At 70.3% G+C, this 22169-nt stretch carries 13 protein-coding genes; 7 read left to right on the forward strand and 6 right to left on the reverse strand.

The annotated features are described in order from the left end of the window. The first annotated feature begins 11 nt into the window (after window positions 1–11). The gene (locus tag ESP57_RS16990) at window positions 12–1331 is read left to right on the forward strand and encodes a nicotinate phosphoribosyltransferase (protein ID WP_082571619.1); all 1320 of its coding nucleotides are present in this window, start codon (window positions 12–14) and stop codon (window positions 1329–1331) included. Between the two features lie 7 nt (window positions 1332–1338). On the opposite strand, the gene ESP57_RS16995 is transcribed toward ESP57_RS16990, so the two are convergent. The 3 genes from ESP57_RS16995 to ESP57_RS18905 are packed head-to-tail and all read right to left on the reverse strand — an operon-like array spanning window position 1339 to window position 4908. Continuing rightward, complete coding sequence (locus tag ESP57_RS16995; RefSeq protein ID WP_056014257.1) at window positions 1339–1626, reverse strand: DUF3039 domain-containing protein; 288 nt, start codon at window positions 1624–1626, stop codon at window positions 1339–1341. A 10-nt stretch (window positions 1627–1636) separates the two neighbouring features. Then, window positions 1637–3211: a hypothetical protein gene (locus ESP57_RS17000; RefSeq protein ID WP_056014260.1), complete on the reverse strand. Its 1575-nt coding sequence runs from the start codon at window positions 3209–3211 to the stop codon at window positions 1637–1639. Next, window positions 3187–4908 carry an ABC transporter ATP-binding protein gene (locus ESP57_RS18905; protein ID WP_424220155.1) on the reverse strand — a complete coding sequence of 574 codons (1722 nt, stop codon included), beginning with the start codon at window positions 4906–4908 and terminating at the stop codon, window positions 3187–3189. Before ESP57_RS18905 ends, ESP57_RS17000 begins: the two co-directional genes overlap by 25 nt. Before the next feature lie 257 nt (window positions 4909–5165). On the opposite strand from ESP57_RS18905, the gene ESP57_RS17010 reads away from it, so the two are divergent. After that, window positions 5166–5855, forward strand: a complete 690-nt coding sequence (locus tag ESP57_RS17010; RefSeq protein WP_268753237.1) for a phosphocholine cytidylyltransferase family protein — start codon at window positions 5166–5168, stop codon at window positions 5853–5855. Between the two features lie 82 nt (window positions 5856–5937). On the opposite strand, the gene ESP57_RS17015 is transcribed toward ESP57_RS17010, so the two are convergent. Beyond that, window positions 5938–6486, reverse strand: coding sequence for an ECF transporter S component (locus ESP57_RS17015; RefSeq protein ID WP_056014263.1), 549 nt, complete (start codon window positions 6484–6486; stop codon window positions 5938–5940). An 82-nt stretch (window positions 6487–6568) separates the two neighbouring features. Between ESP57_RS17015 and ESP57_RS17020 the strand changes: the two genes are divergently transcribed. Both ESP57_RS17020 and ESP57_RS17025 read left to right on the forward strand, forming a co-directional pair. Further along, window positions 6569–7387 carry an ABC transporter permease gene (locus tag ESP57_RS17020; RefSeq protein WP_056014266.1) on the forward strand — a complete coding sequence of 273 codons (819 nt, stop codon included), beginning with the start codon at window positions 6569–6571 and terminating at the stop codon, window positions 7385–7387. 1 nt (window position 7388) lies between these two features. After that, window positions 7389–8153 (forward strand): ABC transporter ATP-binding protein, encoded by a 765-nt coding sequence (locus ESP57_RS17025; protein ID WP_200941751.1) that lies wholly within the window; start codon window positions 7389–7391, stop codon window positions 8151–8153. A 60-nt stretch (window positions 8154–8213) separates the two neighbouring features. Here the strand turns inward: ESP57_RS17025 and ESP57_RS17030 are convergent, their stop codons facing one another. Further along, window positions 8214–18272 carry a calcium-binding protein gene (locus tag ESP57_RS17030; RefSeq protein WP_129232348.1) on the reverse strand — a complete coding sequence of 3353 codons (10059 nt, stop codon included), beginning with the start codon at window positions 18270–18272 and terminating at the stop codon, window positions 8214–8216. Window positions 18273–18488: 216 nt separating this feature from the next. On the opposite strand from ESP57_RS17030, the gene ESP57_RS18800 reads away from it, so the two are divergent. The 3 genes from ESP57_RS18800 to ESP57_RS17045 are packed head-to-tail and all read left to right on the forward strand — an operon-like array spanning window position 18489 to window position 20794. Then, window positions 18489–19511, forward strand: a complete 1023-nt coding sequence (locus ESP57_RS18800; RefSeq protein WP_243648567.1) for a hypothetical protein — start codon at window positions 18489–18491, stop codon at window positions 19509–19511. Between the two features lie 19 nt (window positions 19512–19530). Further along, a complete protein-coding gene (locus ESP57_RS17040) occupies window positions 19531–20337 on the forward strand; it encodes an alpha/beta fold hydrolase (protein WP_129232349.1) in 807 nt (268 codons plus the stop codon). Continuing rightward, a complete protein-coding gene (locus ESP57_RS17045) occupies window positions 20330–20794 on the forward strand; it encodes a GbsR/MarR family transcriptional regulator (protein WP_129232350.1) in 465 nt (154 codons plus the stop codon). The genes ESP57_RS17040 and ESP57_RS17045 overlap by 8 nt, the downstream gene beginning before the upstream one ends. Window positions 20795–20824: 30 nt before the next feature. Here the strand turns inward: ESP57_RS17045 and ESP57_RS17050 are convergent, their stop codons facing one another. Then, the gene (locus ESP57_RS17050) at window positions 20825–22123 is read right to left on the reverse strand and encodes a CDP-glycerol glycerophosphotransferase family protein (RefSeq protein WP_056014283.1); all 1299 of its coding nucleotides are present in this window, start codon (window positions 22121–22123) and stop codon (window positions 20825–20827) included. Window positions 22124–22169: the final 46 nt, after the last annotated feature.

The raw sequence follows: 22169 nt of genomic DNA on the forward strand, positions 1-22169 counted from the left end.
AGGCTGGGCGGGTGACCGGCTCAGCAGCGCTCTTCACCGACCGATACGAACTGACGATGGTCGATGCCGCGTTGCTCGACGGCACCGCCCATCGCGAGAGCCTGTTCGAGGCCTTCGCGCGGCGCCTGCCCGACGGGCGGCGCTACGGCGTCGTCGCGGGCACCGGGCGCCTGCTCGAGCTGATCCAGCGGTTCCGCTTCGAGGAGGCCGAGCTCGAGTGGCTCCGCGCGCATGAGGTGGTGCGGCCGGCGACCCTCGACTGGCTCGCCGACTACCGGTTCACGGGCGACATCTGGGGCTACCGCGAGGGTGAGGCCTACTTCCCCGGCTCGCCGCTGCTCACGATCCAGGCGACGTTCGCCGAAGCGGTCATGCTCGAGACCGTCGTGCTCTCGACCCTCAACTACGACTCGTCGGTCGCGAGCGCCGCCGCGCGCATGGTCTCCGTCGCCCTCGGCCGGCCGATCGCCGAGATGGGCTCCCGCCGCACGAGCGAGGGCTCGGCGATCGCCGCTGCGCGAGCCGCCTACATCGCGGGATTCGACGCCACCTCGAACCTCGAGGCGGGGCGCACCTGGGGCATCCCGACGATGGGCACCGCCGCGCACGCGTTCACGCTGCTGCACGACACCGAAGAGAGTGCGTTCCGGGCCCAGGTCGAGGCCTTCGGGCCGAAGACGACCCTGCTCGTCGACACCTACGACATCACGAAGGGCGTCGAGCTCGCCGTGAAGGTCGCCGGACCCGAGCTCGGCGCCGTGCGCATCGACTCGGGCGACCTGCCGACCGTCGTCGCCGCGGTGCGCGAGCAGCTCGACACGCTCGGCGCCGTCGACACGCGCATCACCGTCACGAGCGATCTGGACGAGTTCACGATCGCCGGGCTCTCGGGTGCCCCGGTCGACGCCTACGGCGTCGGCACGGCGGTCGTCACCGGCTCTGGGTTCCCGGCAGCGGGCATGGTGTTCAAGCTCGTCGCACGTCGCGACGACGCCGGCGAGTGGGTCTCCGTCGCGAAGGCGTCGACGCAGAAGGCGAGCGTCGGCGGCCGCAAGAACGCCGCGCGCCGCCTCGACTCGACCCTCACCGCTCGCGAGGAACTCGTCTTCGTGGGCGACGGCCCCGACGGCGAGGCGGAATTCGAGGCGGGCACCGAGTTGCGCCCGCTCATGGTGCAGCTCATGGCCGGCGGCGAACCCGACCCCGCGTTCCTCGGCGAGGCGGGCACCGAGGCTGCGCGCGCGCACCGCTCCACGGTCATGCAGGAGCTGCCGATCGAGGCGTTCCGGTTGGGTCGCGGCGAACCCGTGATCCCGACGTCGTACCGCTGAGCGCGGGCTACTCCGCCTTCATCTTCTCGTAGATCGCCTTGCAGGTCGGGCAGACGGGGAACTTCTCGGGGTCGCGCCCCGGGGTCCACTTCTTGCCGCACAACGCCTTCACGGGCTTGCCGGTGAGGGCCGACTGCAGGATCTTGTCCTTCTGCACGTAGTGCGAGAACCGCTCGTGGTCGCCGGGCTCGATGGCCTCTTCGTTCAGGAGCTTCTCGAGCTCGCGGTCGAGAACGTCGGTGCCGCCACCCGGCGAACCGGGGTCGGCGATGCTCACGCGCACGGAGGAGATCATGCGTTCGATTCTACGCGCGGATCGCGGCACCGACGATCTCGGGGCCGCGGCGGTCGAAGACCCGGCCGCCCGCCATCACGCCGACCACCAGCACGAGCAGACCGAGACCGACTCCCGAGGCGAAGGATGCCGCGTGCCATGCCGGATCGACCAGGATGCCGAGCGCGGCGAACACCACGGCGGGCAGCGCGATGAGCAGCGAGCCGATCATCGTGATGGACTGCACGAGCGCCGTGATCGTGCCGGTGGCCTGCGGCTGCTGGAACGGGCTGTCGCCGGGCTTGACCGCGGGATACGGGAACCTGGCCGACGTGATCGAGCCGACCCCGAGGCCCGCAAGCAGCAGCGCGGTGCTCACGCCGAGGAGCGACGGCAGCAGGCGCCAGTCGTTCAGCACGAAGACCGTCACGGCGCTGCCGAGGCCGATGACGAGCACTCCCGCGATCAGCACGGGCACGAGGCGGCCGATGCGGTCGGAGATCCCGCGCACGCCGGAGACGACGTGCAGCCAGACGGCCGTCGAGTCGTAGGCGGTGTCGTTGTGGAGGCTCCAGCCGAGGAACAGGCACATGAGCGGCACCGGGATGAGCCAGAGGTACTCGGTCGGCACGCCGGCGAGGCTGAGCGGCACCATCACGATGACGGGCACGATCGGCACCATGACGAGCGAGACCCAGTAGCGGGCGTCGCGGAACCAGTAGGTGAAGCTGCGTGCGGCGACGGCGCCGGCGGCGCCCTGCGGGAGCCGGTCGAACCAGCCGAGACCGCGGTAGCTCTTCGCCGAGGCCTCGCGGCCGGGGGTCACGAGCATCTTGGCGACGAGGGACTTCCAGCCGAACCAGATGACCACGAGGCTCGCCGCGGCGATCAGGAACTTGACGATCGCGGCGCCCCACTCGCCAGCGGCTGCATCGCCGGGCACCGCGAAGGCCGCGCCGAACGGGGTCCAGGAGAGCACGCCGGCGATGGATGCCATGACCTCGGCGCCCGAGCTCTCCCAGTCGACCGAGACGAGCACGACGATGATCGGCGACGCCATGACGATCAGGAGCAGGCCGAGCACGCCGCTGAGCTCGCGGGCCCGTCGGGTCGCGAGCAGCAGGGAGGCGAGGCCGGTGGCGACGCGCGCGAGCAGCAGGCAGGTGGCGAAGGCGATCGCCGCGGCGAGGATCGCGAGGAGGGTCTCGCCGAATCCGCGCGACCAGGTCACCACGGTGCCGAGCAGCACGATGGCGAGCACGAGCGCCGGGATGCCGACGACGGCCGCCACGGCGAGCCCGATCGCGAGCGAGCGGTCGGGCAGGCCGAAGAGTGCGAATCGCCGGGGGTCCATCGTGTCGTCGACCCCGAAGATCAGCGGGACGACGATGAAGCCGAGCACGGTGATCGATCCGGCCACGACGAAGGCGTCGCGGATGGTGTCGACGTCATCGACGAAGCGCAGCCCGACGAGCGAGGCGAACAGCAGTGCCGCGAGACCGAGCCCGTAGATCAGCCCGATGACGATGCCGACGACCTGCCAGGTGCTGCGCTGGAAGATGTTGCCGAGCAGCCTCAGTTTCAGTCGGAGAAACTGTGCAACCATTCCATGCCTTCCGCAGCCTTGCGTCCGCCGGCGAGCTCGACGAATCGGTCTTCGAGGGTCTGCCCGGCGCGGACCTCGTCGAGCGTTCCGGCCGCGAGCACGCGACCGGCCACGATGATCGCCGCGGAGTCGCAGACGCGCTCGATGAGATCCATGCCGTGGCTCGAGAGCACGACGGTGCCGCCGCCCGCCACGTAGCGTTCGAGGATCTCGGTGAGGTTCGCCGCAGACACGGGGTCGACGGATTCGAACGGCTCGTCGAGCACGAGAAGGCGCGGCGAGTGGATCATGGCGCACGCGAGCGCGATCTTCTTGGTCATGCCCGCGGAGTAGTCGGCGACCAGGCGGTCGACGGCGTCGTCGAGGCCGAACGCCGTGATCAGGTCGGCGCTGCGCTCGCGCACGGTGCGGCTGTCGAGACCGCGCAGCACTCCCGAGTAGTAGAGGAGCTGCGCACCGGTCAGCCGGTCGAACAGCCGCAGGCGGTCGGGCAGCACGCCCGTGGCGCGCTTGGCCGCCTGGGGGTTGGCCCACGCGTCGATGTCGTGGATGCGGACGGACCCCGAGTCGGGGCGAAGGAGCCCGGTGACCATCGAGAGGGTCGTCGTCTTGCCGGCGCCGTTCGGGCCGACGATGCCGAAGAACGAGCCGGCGCGCACCTCGAGGCTGATGCCGTCGACGGCAGTGTTCTCGCCGAACTTCTTCACGAGCCCCTCGATCGCGAGCACCCTCGGCGCGGTCGCCGGAGGTGCGCTGCGAGCCGGGCGCAGCGAGCGCTTCTTGCGGGCCGCGGGCTTCTTGACGGGCTGGATCACCGCGACGGCCTGGGCCGCGCTGCCGGATGCCGCGGCGACGGCGTCGCTCGTCTCGGCTACGGGCGACGGGGCGCTGACGACCGGGGCTTCCGCGGCGGGAGCCACGACCGGGGACTCTGCTGCGGGCGCCTCAGCGACCTCGCTGCCGGCGAGTGCCGCGGCCGAGGCTGCTGCTGCGGTGCCGGTGATCGGGCGAGTCGGCGCGCGCTCCACCGTCTCCTCGTCGATCTCGGACCGCACGGCGCGACCCTCGGGCGCGACCGGGGGTTCCGACACCGTCGCCGCGGCGGTGTCGGGAGCCTTGCGGGTGGGCCGCTCGGCGGCCGTCGTCTCGGTGGTGAGCGCCGCAGCGACCTGCTGCGACTGACGGCGCGACGCTGCCGTGGCTGCGGCCTCGGTGCGGGTGGTCGCGGTGCTCTTGGCCGCGGTGGCACGCGGAGCCCTCGTGGTCTTGGCGGCCTCGCCGCGCGCAGCTGCGGCCTTCGCGGAGGCGGTGCGCGACGCGGCCGTGCGCTTGGAGGCCGGCGGGGTCTCGAGCGTCTCGCCTTCGGCGGACTCGACAGACTCGGCTGCGGCTGCAGCGGCGGCCTGCTTCTTCGCGGCAGCCGTCTTCGCGGCCGTCGTCTTCGCGGCGGCGGTCTTGGCGGCCGTCGTCTTCGCGGCTGCGGTCTTCGACCCGGTCGCGGCCGCGGACTTCTTCGCCGCCGTCGACTTCGCCGACCTCGCCGTCGCGGCGTCGGTCGTCTTCGGAGCGGACGTGCGCGCAGGGCGCTTCGCCGCCGCTGTCGAACGCGCCGGCTGGGACTGCGTCGATTCGGACGCCCCCGCGCCGGTGCCTTCGGCAGTTTCGTCGTCGTGTTCGGAGCGCGAAACGGAAGTCACCCAGACAACCTATCAATCAGTACCGCCCTTGCGAGCCTTGTCGGGAGGCGATTGCGAAGGGAGACTGGGTATCGGCTGAGTGTCGTATCACGATCGCACTACGACCTTGACCCCCACATGGTGGGCAGCGGACGGCCCCGATATCCTGAGTACCGGCATAACGGCGTGTCCATATGTGAACTTCCGGATGAAATCCGGGCCAATCCTCGGCGACGAGGAGGGGGGCCCGGGGCATCCGACCCACCGAAGGAGATGCAGTGACCCAGATCGTGATTCTCGCGGCCGGCATGGGGAGCCGGCTCGGGCGATCCCTCCCCAAGCCCCTCACCGAACTCAGCGACGGCCGCACCATCATGGGCCAGCAGTTCGACAACATCGAGCACGCGTTCGGCGGCAACGCCAACGTGACGATCGTCGTCGGCTACAAGCTCGAGCACATCATCGAGGCGTTCCCGCAGGCGTCGTTCGTCTACAACGAGGAGTACGACCAGACGAACACCTCGAAGAGCCTCATGCGCGCCCTCGCGGCGTCGCAGCCCGGCGGCGTGCTGTGGATGAACGGCGACGTCGTCTTCGACCCGTCGATCCTCGACCGCGCGCTGCCCTACATCGCTCGGGACCAGTCCTTCGTCACGGTCAACACCTCGAAGGTCTCTGATGAAGAGGTGAAGTACACGACGAGCGCCGAGGGCTACATCAAGGCGCTGTCCAAGACCGTCAAGGGCGGTCTCGGCGAGGCCGTGGGCATCAACTACATCTCGAGCCGTGACAAGGCCACGTTCCTCGCGCATCTGCAGCGCGTGGGCGACCAGGACTACTTCGAGCGCGGCCTCGAGCTCGCGATCGAGCAGAACGGCCTCCTCGTCGAGCCGATGGACATCTCCGACCTCTACGCGGTCGAGATCGACTTCGCCGAAGACCTGGAGCGCGCGAACCACTTCGTGTGACCTGCAGCACAACACAGCAGAAGAGAGCGGATGCCACGAGGCATCCGCTCTCTTCGTTTTCTGCCGTCTGCGCCGAGGGGGCTCAGCGCCCCGTCGTCAGGGTGCGGGCCACGCCGGCCCTGGCGAGCGACGCGGCGATCACCCGGCCGAGCCAGGTGAAGGCGATGGGGCTCAGCGCGAACATCGCGAGGTAGAGCGCCCAGAACCACGGCGCGTAGTGCTCGGGGCCGAGGGCGATGAAGGTGCCGGCGGCGAGGATGAGGCCGGAGGCCCCCGCGGCGACGTAGTACAGCCACGGCGACCAGTTCTTGTAGCGCGTGATGAAGAACGGCAGCTCGAGCAGCGCGCCGACGAGGAGACCCGTGCCGAGGAAGCGCAGGATCCAGTGCGGGGCGAACGCCGCACCGACGAGTCCCGCGATGAAACCGGTGAGGATGCCCACGCCCGGACGCTTGAGCAGCGCGAGCGCCACGGCACTCGGCAGGAAGTGCGAGCCGATCGTGATGCCGTAGAGCATCGGGGCGATGCCGGCGATGAGCCCGGCGGCGTAGCCCGCTCCTGCGGCGAACAGGCCGCCGCCGACGCCGATCGCGGCGCAGCTCAGGATCACGCGGGTGCTGGTGCGGTGCACGAGGCTCCTTCCGACTGGGCTCGGCACTTGCCACCCGTCTGAGACAAATCTACCCCGGTACGGCATCTACGATGAGAGCGTGATGAGCACGGTGTCGAGAGCATACGGTGATGCCCATCCGCTGCAGCGGACGCCGTGGGCCAGGTACCGCCATTCGCTGTGGTTGCTCACGACGCGCGACCTGAAGGTGCGCTACTCGACGTCCGCGCTCGGCTACGTGTGGTCGGTGCTCGACCCCCTCGTGATGGCGGGCATCTACTGGTTCGTCTTCACCCAGGTCTTCCAGCGGCCGGTGGGCACCGAGCCCTACCTCGTCTTCCTGCTGTCGGCCCTGCTGCCGTGGATGTGGTTCAACGGGTCGGTCTCCGATTCGACGCGCGCCTTCCTGAAGGACGCCAAGCTCGTGCGCTCGACCATGATCCCGAGAACGATCTGGGTCAACCGCATCGTGCTCTCGAAGGGCATCGAGTTCCTGCTCGCGCTGCCCGTGCTGGCGCTGTTCGTCGTGATCTTCCGCGACGAGATCCAGCTCCACTGGGAGCTCGCGCTGTTCCCGATCGCGATCGTGATGCAGGCCGTGCTCACCGCAGGCGTCGCGCTGGTCGTGGCACCGCTCGTGGTGTTCTTCCGCGACCTCGAGCGAGCGGTCAAGCTCGCCCTGCGGTTCCTGTTCTACGCCTCTCCCATCATCTACGGCGTCACCGACCTGCCGCCGCAGCTGCACTTCTGGGCGGCGTTCAACCCGCTCTCCGGCATCTTCGGCATCTACCGCGCCGGGTTCTACCCCGACGAACTCGACTGGTTCAACGTCGCGATCTCCGCGCTCATGTCGCTCGCGATCCTCGCGGTCGGCCTGTGGGTGTTCCGCTCCTCGGAGCGCCAAGTGCTGAAGGAGATCTGATTTGGATGCCACGACCGCCGTCTCCTCGGCACCCTTCGCCATTCGCACGACCGGGCTCGGCATCCGCTTCCGCCGCAACCGCCGTGGTCGCCGCTCGTTCAAGGACCTGCTCGCCGGCCGCCGCCGCCGCACCCGCCCCGGCGAGTTCTGGGCGCTGCGGGACGTCTCGATCGAGGTGCGCCCCGGCGAGGCCATCGGGGTGGTCGGCCGCAACGGCCAGGGCAAGTCGACGCTGCTGAAGCTCGTCGCGGGCGTGATGATCGCCGACGAGGGCACCGTCGAGATCACGGGCGGCGTCGCCCCGCTCATCGAGATCACCGGCGGGTTCGTCGACGATCTCACCGTGCGCGACAACGTCTACCTGACGGCGGGACTGCACGGCATGACGAACGCGCAGATCGACGCGAAGTTCGACGAGATCATCGAGTTCGCCGACATCGGCGATTTCCTCGACACGCCCTACAAGCACCTCTCGAGCGGCATGAAGGTGCGCATCGCCTTCGCGGTGATCTCGCAGCTCGAGGAACCGATCATGCTCGTCGACGAGGTGCTCGCGGTGGGCGACAAGGCGTTCCGCGAGAAGTGCTACCGCCGCATCGACGAACTGCTCGCCGGCGGCCGCACGCTCTTCTTCGTCTCGCACAACGAACGCGATCTCCGCCGGTTCTGCACGCGCGGCCTCTACCTCGACAAGGGCGCGCTCGTGCTCGACGGCCCGATCGACGACGTGCTCGCCCGCTACAACGCCGACCACGGCGTCGGTTAGCAGCAGTACTGCCGATGCGGATGTCGCGGGGCACGGGCCCCGCGACATCCGCACCGCTCGTCAGTCGCTCGTGCAGATGAAGTCCTCGAAGTGGCCGGGCGTGCCCGAGAAGGCCTTGCCCGTGTTGTTCTTGAGGTCCTTCGTGTAGACGATCGCCGCCTCCCTGAACGCCGAGCCGCCCGACGCCTGCACGTCGCCGAGCGTCGGTGCCCCGTCGAAGTCGGAGCGGGCGCCCGTCAGGTACGCGAGCTTCTCGAGCCCGAGCAAGTTGTTCGGGTCGATCTTGCGCACGTCGTTCCAGCCGCCGTAGGCGGAGTTGCACGCGGTGTACAGGTTGTACGCGCCGCCCCAGTCGAGCAGCTTGTCGCCGTCGTTCGGACCGTTGGCCGAGACATCCGCCTGCAGCACGTCGCGGTCCCAGCCGCCGTACTGCCAGTCGGTGCCGTGGTGGTGCTGCCTGGTCTCGGCGCCGGAGTTCTCAGGCGCCGTGTCGGCGTACGCCGCGACCATCGTCGCCCAGAGAGCCGGATCGACTCCGGGACGCGGCTGGTAGTCGATGATGTCGGCCCCCGCTTCGGTCGCGTTCGCGCCGTAGCCGCCGAACAGCACGTCGATCCACTGTCCATCGGCACCGGGTGCGTTGCGACCCGGCAGGTCGGGTGTTCCGACCACCGGGTTGCCGCGCCCGCCCCACATGACGTCGGCGCCGTCGTCGCCATAGGCGTAGTCGCCGCCGGAGTCGCCGTTCATGACGTCGGCGCCCTCGCCGCCGTGCATCGAGTCGTGACCCGGCCCGCCGCGCATGCGGTCGGCTCCGCCGGCCTCATGTCCGTTCAGTGCGAGCACCGAACCGTCGCGATCGTGCGTGAGCGACGTGCCGCGATACAGCGGGTGCGCTTCGAAGGGATGCAGCATGGCATCCTTCGCGCCGGAGTCGGGACCACCGATGTTGATGCCCGGAGGGCCCTGGCTCGTGTGCGTGAGGATGTCCGGGTCGTCGGCATCGCTGCCGTCGACCTCGACGAAGCGGGTCTGCACGCCGCCGCGGTCGCCCACCATGGCGTCCCCTCCGTCGCCGCCCCACATCGTGTCGGCACCGAGTTCGCCGAACTGGTCGTCGTCGCCGTCCTCTCCGAAGAGCTTGTCGTCGCCGTCCTGACCCCATTGGCTGTCGTCTCCGTCGCCGGCCCCTGCGGAGATCAGCGGGTTGGTGCCGTTGCCGCCGAAGATGAGGTCGGCACCCCACACGCCCGCGCCCGCGGAGGCCCCGACGTCGTAGCGGGTCACCTCGCGTTCGATGACGGCCGAGCCGTCGGCGGGCGCCTCGTTGCCCGGATAGCGCTCCTCGTACACGGCGTAGGCGGCATCCGCCCCCTCGCCCTCGACGGTGCGGTTCAGCTCACCGTTGTCGCCGAGCTGGAAGTCGGCCTCTCCGTCACCGAACAGCCAGTCGCCGGAGTCGCGGTGGCCGGCGAGGTTCGAACCGCCGAACTGGTCGTCCTGGCCGTCGGCCTCGGCCGGGCCGACGAGCTCGGTGCCGACGCTCGGCGCGCCGGGCAGCCCCGACGGCGGCGACACGACCGCCGGCAGCACGCCGCCGACCTCCGGCGGCAGGACGATGCCGCTGTACTGTCCGAGCTGCCGGTCGCCCACGACGACGTCGGTGCCCCCGTTGCCGTGCTGGAAGTCGGCGCCGCCGTCGCCGAACAGGAAGTCGTTGCCGTCCTGCCCGAACTCGGCGTCGACGCCGGAACCGCCGTTCAGGATGTCGCGCCCGAACTCACTCGCGACGGGCCCGTCGAGGTCGTGCGAGACGAGGCCGCGGCGCGTCTCGACACCGAGCTGGCTCGTCACGTAGTGGAAGTCCGCGGGTGCCGGGCTGTCGAGCGCCGCGCACGAGCTCGGGTCGAAGTCGACGCCGGGCACGTCGCGCACGATGCACGCGTTGTCGCCCGTCAGCACATCGGCCCCTCCGCCGCCCCACAGCACGTCACCGGTGTCGGGCTGGTCGGGGAACGAGGAGCCGCCGATGAGGTCGTCCTCGTCGCCGTTGCCCTCCAGCCAGTCGCCGTCCTGGTCGCCCTCGACGAGGTCGTCGTGCGCGTTGCCCTGCACGAGGTCGTTGCCGCCCTCTCCGAACATCCGGTCGTTCTCGTCGTTGCCGAGCATGAAGTCGCCGCCCGAGACGGTGTCGAGGCTCGCGCCGGTCTTCTCGGTGTCGAGCAGGGACACCTCGCGGAACACGCCGCCGGTGACGGGGTCGGTGCGCCAGGCATCGGCGTCGTCGGGGTCGGGCTGCCGTGTCAGCACGGCGTTGTCGCCCGTCATGACGTCGTCTTCGCCGTTGCCCTGCATCTCGATCTCGCCCTCATCGGGTGCGAGGTTCACGCCCTCGGGGTCGGCGAGCGGGTTCACCGGTGACGAGCCGCCGATGAGGTCGTCGGCGCCGTCGCTCGAGTGGTCGGAGTCCTCGTCGAAGCCGAAGATCCGGTCCTGCCCCCCGTTGCCCTCGAGGTGGTCGTCATGCGCGCCGCCGCGCAGCGTGTCGGTGCCGTGGCCGCCAAAGCCGCGGTCGTCGCCGCCGGTCGGCCACGGGGCATCAGCGGTGTCGAAGTCACCCCAGATCAGGTCGTCGCCGCCCACCGTCGGCGAGACGAGTTCGATCTCCGTGATCGGTGACCCGTTCGGCGTGCCCGGCTCCCAGCCGCCCGCGGGAACCTCGACGAGGCGCGCCGGCGGCGCGATGGTTCCACGGTCGCCGATGAGGTCATCCGGACCGGCGCCGCCGACGAGCCGGTCGCCGTCGAGCTCGCCGAAGAGCTGGTCGTAGTCGTCGGCGCCGTAGAGGGCGTCGACCGCGTCCTGGCCGTGGAACTCGTCGGAGCCCGTGCCGCCGTCGCCGGTGTCGGGCCCGTAGGTGGCCGCATCCGCCGATGGCGTGATCGTCACCTCGTCGAGGGCGTCGAGCATGCCGTTGAGTCCGCCGGCGATGTCGACGTCGTCACCGAACGCACGGTCGTCGTCGGGCCCGCCGTACATGACGTCGCCGACATCGGCGCCGGTCAGCCCGTTGTGGCCGCCGACGATGAGGTCGATGCCCTCCTGACCGTGCAGCTGGTCGCTGCCCGCGTTGCCGAACACCACGTCGCTACCGGGGCCGCCGTAGCCGACGTCGGCATCCGTATCGCCCCACACCTCGTCGTCGCCGGTTTCGCCGTGCACCTCGTCGGCGCCGCCGTTGCCGTGAACGAGGTCCCGACCCGCGCCGCCGTAGGCGAAGTCGGCGCCGCCTTCGCCGTAGATCTCGTCGGCGCCGTCGCCGCCGTCGAGCCTCGGGTCTCCGACACCCACGGTCTCGCTCGGGTGCGCGACCCTCGCGCCGGGCCCGCCGTCGATCGTGCCGTTGTCGCCGAGCACGAGGTCGCCGCCGTCGCCGCCGTCGGCGGTGTCGCCGCCCATGGTCCCGCCATCGGCACCGTCGCCGTCGCCGATGAGCTCGTCATCGCCGCCGTCGCCGGTGATCGTGTCGGCGCCCGGTCCGCCCCACAGCTTGTCGTCGTCGACGCCGCCGCCGACCGCGGGGTCGTCGTCGGACTGGCCGTGCACCTCATCGGTGCCCGCCTCGCCGGCGATGGTGTCGCCGCCGCGACCGCCGAAGAGCAGGTCTGCGCCGTTCGAGCCGAACAGCTGGTCGGCGCCGTCGCCGCCCTGGATCTGGTCGGCGGAGTCGTCGACCCCCGTCGTCGCCAGGCGGAAGCCGCCGAAGAGCAGGTCGTCGAGGCCTCCACCGTAGATCAGGTCGGCTCCGCTCTCGCCCTCGACGCGGTCCGTTCCGTCATCGCCGAGCGCTGCCGGCGATTCGTCGCCGACGGCATTCGCGATCTCGCTGTCGCCGTAGAGCTTGTCGCCACCGCTGCCGCCGAGGATGGTGTCGTTGCCGGGGCCGCCGACGATCGTGTCGATGCCGTCGATCTCGTTCGAGACGCCTTCGGGCAGCGGAGCACCCGGGGGCACCTTGAGCTTGTCCTTGCCGCCACGCAGCGTGTCGTTGCCGCTGTCGCCGAGAATCCGGTCGCCGCCGAGACCGCCGTCGATGACGTCGTTCAGCCCCCCGCCGCGCAACGTGTCGAGGTCGTCGCCGCCGGTGAGCTGGTCGACGCCGTCGCCCGAGCCGTCGGCGTCATCGCCGGAGGCGATGTTCGCGCCGTCGCCGAGGCTGATGGTGTCGTCGCCCGCCGCGCCGTCGACGGTGTCAGCGCCGTCCCCGGTCGCGATCGAGTCGTTACCGACGCCGAGGTTCGCGACGACCGGCGCGGTGAAGCTCCACCGGTTCGGATCGGCGGGCGTCTCCCCGTCGTCGACATTCGACTCGACGTCGGGGTCCTCACCGGCCTGCGCGCCGGTGCCGGAGCCCGAGAAGAGGAACGAGTCGTTGCCGTCGCCCGACGCGAGCTTCACGCCCACGCCTGTGAAGGGCTGGCTGTACCCGAACGCGGTCACGATGAAGGGGAACTTGCCGTCCCCGTCGGGCTCGGCCGACATCTGCCGGACGGTGAAACTCTCGTTCGTCACCTCCATGAACGCCTTGCGCTCGGGGTTCGCACGATCGCCGACGTTGAGCTCGACCCAATCGTCGATCACCTCGGCGAGCACCGGTTTGGCGTCGGCGCACGACGAGGAGAACTCGAAGAGCGTGATCTCGGCGAGCCGCCAGCTGTCGGAGTAGCAGAACGGGCAGACGCCGAACTCCGCGAACACCTCCAGGAAGGCGATGAGCTTGCCCTCGATGTCGAACAGGCAGATCGGCGTGGGGAACTTCTCGATGATCTCGTCGATGTGCATGCGACCATCGGCCTCGGGTGTGTCGTTGAGGTTCAACCCGAAGGTCGCGGTGATCCCGCCGCGCACCCCGGCCTCGGCGATGAAGATGTCGAGCTTCGCCCCGGCCGTGATCGTGCCCGACACCTCGAACTCGGCGATGTCCTTGCCGGCGGCATTCTGGTCGGTCAGGTACAGGCTCTGCAGGAACGGCGCAGCGATCGTCGCGGCGTCGAGCTTCACCTCGGCGCCCGAGAACACCTGCTCACCGAGCATGCGGATGCCACGAGTGGAGACTCCGGCGCCGAGCTCGGCCTTCGCGTCGAGCGCCCCGCCGATGGTCACGTACAGCACCCCGAAGAACGGGCCGAAGCTCATGGTGTACTCCATGTGGACCGTCAGTGGGTCCGGTCGCCATTCGACGACCGCGCAGTCCTTGCCGAGCAGCAGTCCGACGAGACACGAGGGGTCGTCGAACACCGGGTAGCTGAAGTCCGACACGTCGCCCGACCCGGCAGATGCGCCGAGTGCGTCGAACTCACCGGCCTTGCCGGCGGCCGTCAGCGGGCTCTTGACCGTCGAACCGAACTGCGTCTTCTTCGCAGGGGAGCTCGCCTCGGCCGCGACGGCGTCCTCGTCGTAGAGCTCCTCCACCTCGTCGGGCGTCGGCGGCGCAGAGTCCTGCGCCGAAGTGCTCGAGAGCTCGAGGTGTTCGATCAGCGTGATGGACTCGCCGTTCGCGAGCGTCCTCGCGAGCTCGAGGAACTCGAACACCTGGTTGATGTCCTTCAGCAGCGACACGTCGACGAGTCCGCTCGCCTCGGCGAGATCGACCATCGTCACCGGCGGGCCGTCGAAGAACTCGGAGAGGTCGCTGATCACCGGAATGGGTGAGAACAGGAATTCCCGGATCGGCTCGATGGGCTCGATGATCGGGTCGATCGTGGAGATGACCTCACCGAACATCTTGGTGAACAGCTCACCGGCCTTCACTCCGATGTGGTCGAGCGCGATCGCCGGGTCGCTGGACGTGTCGCCGGTGAACTCCCAGTCGAGCGTGAAGTCCGCGACGAAGCTCGGCAGGGTCGTGTTCACCGTGCTGAAGGTCTCACCGCTCGTGATGCCCGTGTTGATCGCGAGATCGAGGTGGATGCCTCCGGTGATGCTCGGCTCGGTCAGGAACTCGCCCACCTCGCCCGAGAGGAACGAGGTGATCGGGATCACACCCGTGCAGTGATCGGCGGGTGCCGCGACACCGGCTTCGAAGGGGGTTCCGTCGAGGCCGTCGCATTCCGATGCAACGACGCCGAGCTGTGCGGTCAGGCTCGCACCGCTCGCCTGGCCGCCCGGTCGGTTGTCGGTCGCCTCCATGCCGATGAAGCCGATCCGGCCGGCGATCGGCACCGATTCGACGAGGTGGGCGCCGAGGTTGACGCGGATCTCCTGCGGACCGCCGTCGGCTTCCGGGTCGGCGAGACCCGTACCGGGCACGGGGTTGTCGAGCAGGTAGAAGCCGTCATCGCGTGAGATGCCGAAGCCGAGCTCGATCGTCCATCCCGCCTGCGCGGTGACCGTGCCGGTCAGTGAGAGCGGAAGGCCGGGCAGACCGAGGTCCAGCGGGATCTCGGCGGTGCCGGGGCAGGCGGTCGCGTCGGGGCATCCGTCGCCCGCGATCGTGCGGGCACCCTGCCCGAGTTCGAGCTCGATGCGCAGGTCGAGGAGGTCGGTGAGCGGCGCGCCTGCAGGGCACACCACCTCACCGCCCGCACCGTCGTCGCACACGGGGACGACGCGGAGGTCGGTGGCGTCGGCGGTCGTGTCCCCGGCGGCCTCAGCGGGCCATGTGCCGACGGCGCCGTAGTCGGAGTCGCGCAGGACGCCCGCCGCGATCAGCTTGTCGGAGAGCGCCTGGCGCACGCCCTGCGGGCCGAACACCGCTTCGTCGACGGTCGCGCCCGGCATGCCCGGGATCTGCGGGTCGTCGAGGAAGGCCTTCACGTCCGCCAGGCCGTCGGCGAGCGCCGTGAGATCCTCGCCGACGACCGGAAGCTGCCCGCCTGCCTGGCTCGCCTGGATCGCGAGATTCAGCAGCACGCCGATCGACTTCAGCCCGTCGGTGAGGCTGTCGAAGCTGAAGTCGAGTGCGTCGAACGCGGTCGCGAGGGCGGCAGGCGCATCGACCTCGGGCGCGCTCGTCAGGTCGTCGATCGTCACCGTGAGGTAGTCGTCGGCGCTCGGCGTCTCCCGCGGTGCGCCGCTCAGCGTCTGCAGGCCCGTACCCGGGTCGTACAGCACAGGGAGTGCGGCGCAACCGAACTCCCCCGTGATCGGAGCCTGTCCGGGTGCCGCGCACTCGTAGCCGCCGTCGACCGGGGACTCGGCGGTGAAGCCGAACGTGCCCGAGAAGAAGTCGCCGACCGGTATCGGCGCCTCTGCGGCATCCCCGGGCTCCGGGGCATCCGAGCGCTCGAGCCCGAACTGGACGCCGACCGCGATGCGGCCGGTCTGGTTCGCCGCATCGCCGAGCTGGGCCGCGAACGGCCCGAGGTGCACGGCGAGCTCCGTCGCGCCGGGCGACGATTCGGCGACCTCGGCCGTGATCGACAGACGGCTCGAGTCGAGCAGCCGCGGCGTACTGGGTGCGTCACCGGGTTCGAGGCCGACCACTACGCCGACCTGGAGCGCTGCAGCGAGCTGCGCGTGCAGCTCGCCCGCGCCACTGGTTCCCGCGATCGCGGGGATGTCGGCATCGGCGAGCGAGAGTGGAACGTCGATCGCCGCGGCCTTCTCGCCCGAGAGGTCGATGACGAGCACCGGGTCGAGGCCGCCGCCGGCGTCGAGATCGCGGAGGCGGAACGCGATGTCGAGCCCGAGGGCTGTTTCGAGTTCCGTCTCGAACACGGCGAGGTCGGCGGGCAACTGGCCGCCGCGGAACGCGTTGTACGAGTCCTTCAGCCCGGTCACGTCGCGCAGCAGACGCTCGATACCCCGGTTCAGGAACGGCACGGTGGCACCGCCGCCGAGGGCGGAGTCGACCGAATCGAGGGCGTCGACGACCTCGCCGAGACCGTCGAGCGCGCGCCCGAGGAGTCGGTCGGGTGCCGAGGTATCGACGTCCAAGGCTCGAAGCAGGGCCATTTCGTCGTTTGCGCCGTCCGCAGTGTAGGTCGACGGGTCGAAGCCCGTGCCGGAGACGGTGATGGTGCCGGGGGCGGCGGTGAAGTGCTGTGCCGGATCAGCTCCATGGCCGTGCACCTCGAGGGCCGCAGACACCGCGGCGTGGCGGGTCGCCTCCGTGAGCGGGTAGCTCGCCGCGTCGCCCCCGTTCGCATAGAGCCCCGCGAGGAGGTCGGTCAGTCGCGGACTGGCGTCGCCACCGGCGGCCGGATCCACGTCGGCTTCGGTGGTGGCGTTCGAGCCGTTCTGCTCGAGCTCGTACACACCGGTCACCGAGGCCGGCACGAAGCCGATCTGCCCCTCGCCCACGAGGTCGACGGCGACCTCCTGCGTGAGGGTCACCTCCGCCCCGTCGACGAGTTCGGTCTCGAACCGCTCGAACACCATCGGGTCCTCGAACTCGACGACTGCCGTCGCCGGATCGTCCTGACCTGCGGGTCCATCGCTGGAGGCCTCGGAGAGGTCGATCACGATCGGCAGGTCGACCTCGACGGCCACGTCCGTCGTCGGCGTCTGCGCACCTCCCGACGCGCTGACCCCGCGGAGGCCAGTCTGATCGAGGAGCTGGTCGCCGAACGCGAGCTGAGCCGAGGGTTCCGGCACCGGCAGGTTCGGATCGATCGGCGGAAGCACGACCTCCGGCACACCGTCGAGCTGCGTCTCGATGTCGAAGTCGAGCCGAACCGACTCGTCGGCGCGGTCGAAGACCGGTGTGATCGTCGCGTCGGCGCCGGTGATCTCGCTCGAGATCGCGTCGGCGAGGTCGCCGACGGTGGTGAGACCGACGGTGATGAGCGGCTCGGCCGGGTCGGTCGGGTCGTCACCGGCAGGCGGGGTGATGGTCACGAGCGACTCCGCCAGCGCGGAGAACTCGCCGCCGAGGTCGTAGAGGTCGGCGAGGGTCCCGCTCAGCAGTGGCAGTTGCGCGTTGACCGAGGGATGGCGTTGCAGGGCGCGCAGCAGCGTGCCGTACTGCACGAGCCCCGAGACGAGGTCGACCGGTCCGATCCTCGTGAACGCCTCGAACGCCTCGAGGTCGCCGTCCGTCGCGGTGAGCTCGGCGAGCAGGTCGGGGGTCGTGGCGAGGTCGGCGTCCAGCGAGAGCGACGGCGGGGTGATCGCGTCGAGCCCGAGCAACGAGGAGCTGAAGCGGATGTCGGCGGTCGCCTCACCCGCGACCTGGAAGGTCGTGAGCTGCTCGGCGGGCATGGTCAGCTCGCCGGGAGTCTCCTCACCGCCCTCGAAGGCCGCTGGCTCGAACATCGCGAGCCGGCCGTCGCCGTTCACGTCATCGATCGTGCCGGTCCATTCGGCCGTGACGTCGACGGAGCTGTCGCCGAGGATCTCGACGTCGCCGACGCCGACCGCCGCCGCGCCGCCCGGGAAGGCGAAGGCGTCATCGCCGGCGAGTGCCGCACGGAAGGCGACCTCGGGTTCGCCGCCGGTCGTGTCGAGCCAGAATCGGAGCCCCTGCGGGTCGGTGCGCACGGCACCCTCGAACTCGAATGCCACGTCGTACGGTGCCGGATCGGCCTGGGCCGTGACCAGCCGGAGCGGTTGGCCGCCGGGGCCGTCGGGGTCGACGATCGCCAGCGGCGAATCGACGGTGCGCGACACCGTGATCGCGAGGTCGAAGCCGCGTGCGTCACCCGAGTCGACGAGGTTTCCGGTCGACAGGTCGAGGTGCGTGCCAGCGATATCCGCATCGAGCCCGTCGACGGCCGCCATGAAGTCGGCGGTCGTCGCGGACTCGGCGAGTCCGAGGAGTGCCGTCTTGACTCCCGCTTCGAGGGTTGCGGCGAGTTGCATCGCGGCGCCCGGTCGCACGACGGTGGCGCCCGGTGCGACATCGGCGAGCGGGAGTGCGCTCGCGAGCGGACCGACGTCTTCGTAGTCGCCGAGCGCGACCTCCGCCAGCGCCGCGATCCCCGCGCGCAGCTTCGCGACGTCTTGGGGTTCGGCGACCGGATCCGCGTATGCGACTTGTGCGCCGGTCAGGGCGAGGGTCCATGCGCCGATCGAGGCGACGACGGCGAGGCCGGGCCGCCAATCGCGACGTCGATGTTCGCGGCGTCCGCCTGTGGAGCGCAGAGCAAAGCGGTTCTGGTCGTTCTGGGCACGCATGATGTCCCCCCGGCTCGATGCCACCCCGCGCATGTCGGGTCGGCACGCGCTCGAGCCCGTTCTACTCCCATGCAGACTTCGCTGACAAGAGAAACCCTCACTTTGGGGGGCAAATGTCCCTCGAACCACGCACTTCGGCCCAGCCCCTCGGCTGCGACCTCGCAGGGCGGATGCCGCGCACGGACGACTCCCGACTCGGCCGCTTACAATCTCCACATGCAGGACCGCGTGCACACGATCACCTCGATGGGCTCTGGCGCGCCGCGAGAAGGCGGCCCCGAGACCGACCGTTCCGCGAGCAGCGCCGACCCGGGATCCGGCGGCGATGCGGGGTTCGTCGCCGACGAGGGGCGTGCCCACGGCGTCGAACGGGGCATCGATCGCGTGCTCGCGATCCAGCGGCCGATCGTGGTCGCCCATCTGCGTTCCGTCCGTCGGCGTTCACCCGGCGCCAGCCCCGAGCAGATCGTGCGGATCCTCGAGCGCAGGTACCTCGCCGCCGTCACCACCGGGGGCGCGGCCGTCGGAGCGACCGCCGTGATCCCCGGCATCGGCACGGGCGTGACGCTCGCGCTGTCGGGCGTCGAGACGGCGGGCTTCCTCGAAGCCACCGCCCTGTTCGCGCAGTCGGTCGCCGAGGTGCACGGCATCGCCGTCGACAACCCCGATCGCGCTCGGGCACTCGTGATGACCCTCATGCTCGGCAACGAAGGCGTCGACCTGGTACGCCAGTTCGCCGGGCAGGCCTCGGGCACCGGGGCCGCACGCAACGTCTACTGGGGCGAGCTCATCACGAACAGCATGCCGCGGGCGATCATCGGCCCGGTGGTCGACAAGCTGCGCACCGTCTTCATCAGGCAGTTCGCGGTGCGCGGCGGCGCCGGCATCATCGGCAAGGCGATCCCGTTCGGCATCGGCGCGGCGATCGGCGGCATCGGCAACAGCGTGCTCGGCCGCCGCGTCCTGAAGCAGTCCCGATTCGCGTTCGGCCAGGCTCCGCAGACGTTGCCGCTCGAACTCGAGCCGCGCGAGGGGGACTCCATCCTGAGCGGGGCCGCGTCGCGGCTCTCGCGCGCCGGCGCCGTCGTCGGCGGTGCAGCGCTCAGCGCGAGCCGCGGCATCCAGACCGCAGGGCGTGCCGCGGGCCGGGCCGCACGAGGCGCGATCACGCACCGCCCCGACGACGATGCGGCTTCGGAATCCGCCCAGGTCGACGGGGAGCGACCCGAGGGAACCTGAAATTCGCTATATTCAGAATATGCTGAATCTAGATCGCGTCCTCTCGCGCCCGGGCGCGACGATCCGCTTCGCGATGCTCGACGGCGACGCGCGACCGGTCGTCCTCATCCACGGCGCGGGCATGGACCACTCGATGTTCGCGCCGCAAGCCCGCGCGCTGCGCGACGCCGGACACCCGGTCGTCGCATTCGACCTGCGCGGCCACGGCGCCTCGCACCTCGAACCCGGCACTCGCTTCAGCGGGCAAGCTGCACTCGACGATCTCGCAGCACTCCTCGACCACCTCTCACTCCAGCAGCCCACCCTCGTGGGGCACTCGCTCGGCGGCAACATCGCACAAGCGCTCGTGCGCCGGGATCCCCGTCGGGCCGGAGCACTCGTCGCCGTCGACTCGACCTGGAACACGGGCCCGCTCTCGCGCGGCGAACGCAGTGCGCTGCGCCTCGCCGCTCCCGCCCTGTCGCTCGTACCGGCATCGCGACTGCCCGGCGTGCTCGCTCGCGCGTCAGCCGTGACGCCCGCGGCGATCACCGCGACGGAGGCGATGTTCGCGCGGATGCCGAAGCGCGTGTTCCTCGACGTCTGGCGCGCTGCGGTCGGGTTCGTCGATCCCGATGCGGACTACCGTGCTCCCGTTCCGCTCGGCCTCATCCGCGGGGAGCTCGATCGCACGGGCAACATCGCAACGGCGATGCCGGAGTGGGCGAGGGCCGAGGGCGTCGGCGAACGGGTGATCACGGGTGCCGGTCACGTCGTGACCCTCGATGCCCCCGACCAGACGACGGCAGCGCTCCTCGAGGTACTGGCAGCGGTGCCTCATGAGTGAACACGACGAACGGGCCGCCGAGTTCATCGAGTCGGTCGGCGACGCGCTCGCGGCCTGGCACCTCTCACGCGCGACCGGGCGCGTCTACGGATTCCTGCTGCTCCGGCAGGGCCCCGAGACGCTCGACACCATCGGAGCCGAACTCGGCCTCAGTACCGGCGGGGCGAGTACCGCGGTCCGGGAGCTCGTCTCCTGGGGGCTCGCGCGGACCATCCCCCAGCCCGGCAGTCGACGACTTCGCGTGGAGGCCGTCGGCGGATTCGAGCAGTTGCTCGCCGCGAGCCACGAACGCACGCGCACCCTCATCCGAACCCTGCGCTCGGGAACTGCGCTCACCGAGGACGCACGAGCTCGCGAACGCCTGCACGCGGTCGTCGGCCTCTTCGAGGGCTACGTCGACGCGGGTGACGAGATGTTGCGACGGCATCACGCCGGCGACGGCGATCCGCCGCACTGACTCCCACGCCCACCGAGTCGACCGACGACGCTAGGCCTCGAGTTCGTCCTCGTCCTGTTCGCCGGCGCGCACGTCGCTCTCGTCGATCTCGCCGTCAGCGGCGTGCAGCGCGGCGAAGCGCTCCCACTCGGCCATGAGGTGATCGACCGCCGCGTGGAACCTCGCCGTGGTGACGCCCGGCGTCGGGTCGCCGAAATAGCGTTCCACCCAGACGCCGAGCCGCTCGAGCGCTGCCTCATCGTGCGCGACGTCGTCGACGCGGGCGACCATCGCCGCGGAATCGGTCACGTCGAGCCATTCGCACGCCTGCAGGTAGCCCGAGGTGTCGATCTGCGCCTCGGGGTTCGTCGGTCTGGTGATCAGGAGCGGCTTGCCCGCTGCCAGGCGGTCGTAGACCATCGCCGAGATGTCGACGATCGCGACATCGGCTGCGGCGAGCTGCCATCCGAGCTTCGGGCCGTCGTCGTAGATGTGCTGCGCCGACGGGTCGGCGGCGTTCGCCGCCTCGATCGCGGAGATGATCGCGCGGTTCGCGGCACCGTACTCGTGGTCGACGACGCCCGATCGCGGATGCGGCCGGTAGATGACCCGGTGCCGCCCGGTGGCCAGCAGTCCCTGCACGAGGGTGACGCCGTGCGTGGCGATCGAGCCGTAGGCCGCCGCGCCGCGGTCACCCTCCCACGTGGGCGCGTAGAGCACGACCTCGCGGTCGTCGGGCGTGTACGGCAGCGCCGCGCCGTCGAGGTAGTGGTCGGCCTGCGGCCGGCCGATGGGGATGGCGCGCTTGTCGAAGTCGTAGTCCCAGAGCACCTTCTCGAGCCGTGCCCGGGCCGCGTCGCCCGCGATCAGGGAGTAGTCGTAGGCCTTGAACTGGTTCGTCGTCATGTACATCTTGTCGGACTCGCCGTGGTTGATGAACACGTGCCAGCGGCGGCCGTAGCGCATCATCTGGAAGTTCTTGGCGTTCTGGTTCACGTAGAAGACGACGTGCAGGTCTTGCTCGGCGATCACGCGCTCGAGGTCGGCGACACGGCGCACGTAGGCGACGGGAACCGGTGACTCGTCGAGCAGCGCGAGCGCTGCACCGGATGCGCGGCTCAGGATGAGCACGGGGTGCCGCTCGGCGAGCTCGGCGAGCGGGGCGTACCACTGCCGCAGCTGGTAGAGGTTGACCTTGCCGTCGGCGAAGTAGACGCCGACGCGGAAGCGGTGCGGCTGCAGCGGCTCCTGCTCGGCGAGCTTCACGCCGAGCGAGCGCTGCGCGCGTCGGGACCACATGATGTCCTTGGCCAGCTTGACGGCGCGTCGCGCGTCTTTCCTCAATCCCACTGTCCAAGGGTAGCGAGGTCGGGCTGAGCGGATGCCTCGTTGCCGG

It is taken from the genome of Agromyces fucosus (assembly GCF_004134865.1).
Taxonomy (GTDB): Bacteria; Actinomycetota; Actinomycetes; order Actinomycetales; family Microbacteriaceae; genus Agromyces; species Agromyces fucosus.

Coding starts and splice junctions, on each gene's coding strand:
- ESP57_RS17040 (WP_129232349.1), top strand. CDS start 19,531: ATGCTGAATCTAGATCGCGTCCTCTCGCGCCCGGGCGCGACGATCCGC.
- ESP57_RS16995 (WP_056014257.1), bottom strand. CDS start 1,626: ATGATCTCCTCCGTGCGCGTGAGCATCGCCGACCCCGGTTCGCCGGGT.
- ESP57_RS18800 (WP_243648567.1), top strand. CDS start 18,489: ATGCAGGACCGCGTGCACACGATCACCTCGATGGGCTCTGGCGCGCCG.
- ESP57_RS17045 (WP_129232350.1), top strand. CDS start 20,330: ATGAGTGAACACGACGAACGGGCCGCCGAGTTCATCGAGTCGGTCGGC.
- ESP57_RS17020 (WP_056014266.1), top strand. CDS start 6,569: ATGAGCACGGTGTCGAGAGCATACGGTGATGCCCATCCGCTGCAGCGG.
- ESP57_RS17030 (WP_129232348.1), bottom strand. CDS start 18,272: ATGCGTGCCCAGAACGACCAGAACCGCTTTGCTCTGCGCTCCACAGGC.
- ESP57_RS17000 (WP_056014260.1), bottom strand. CDS start 3,211: ATGGTTGCACAGTTTCTCCGACTGAAACTGAGGCTGCTCGGCAACATC.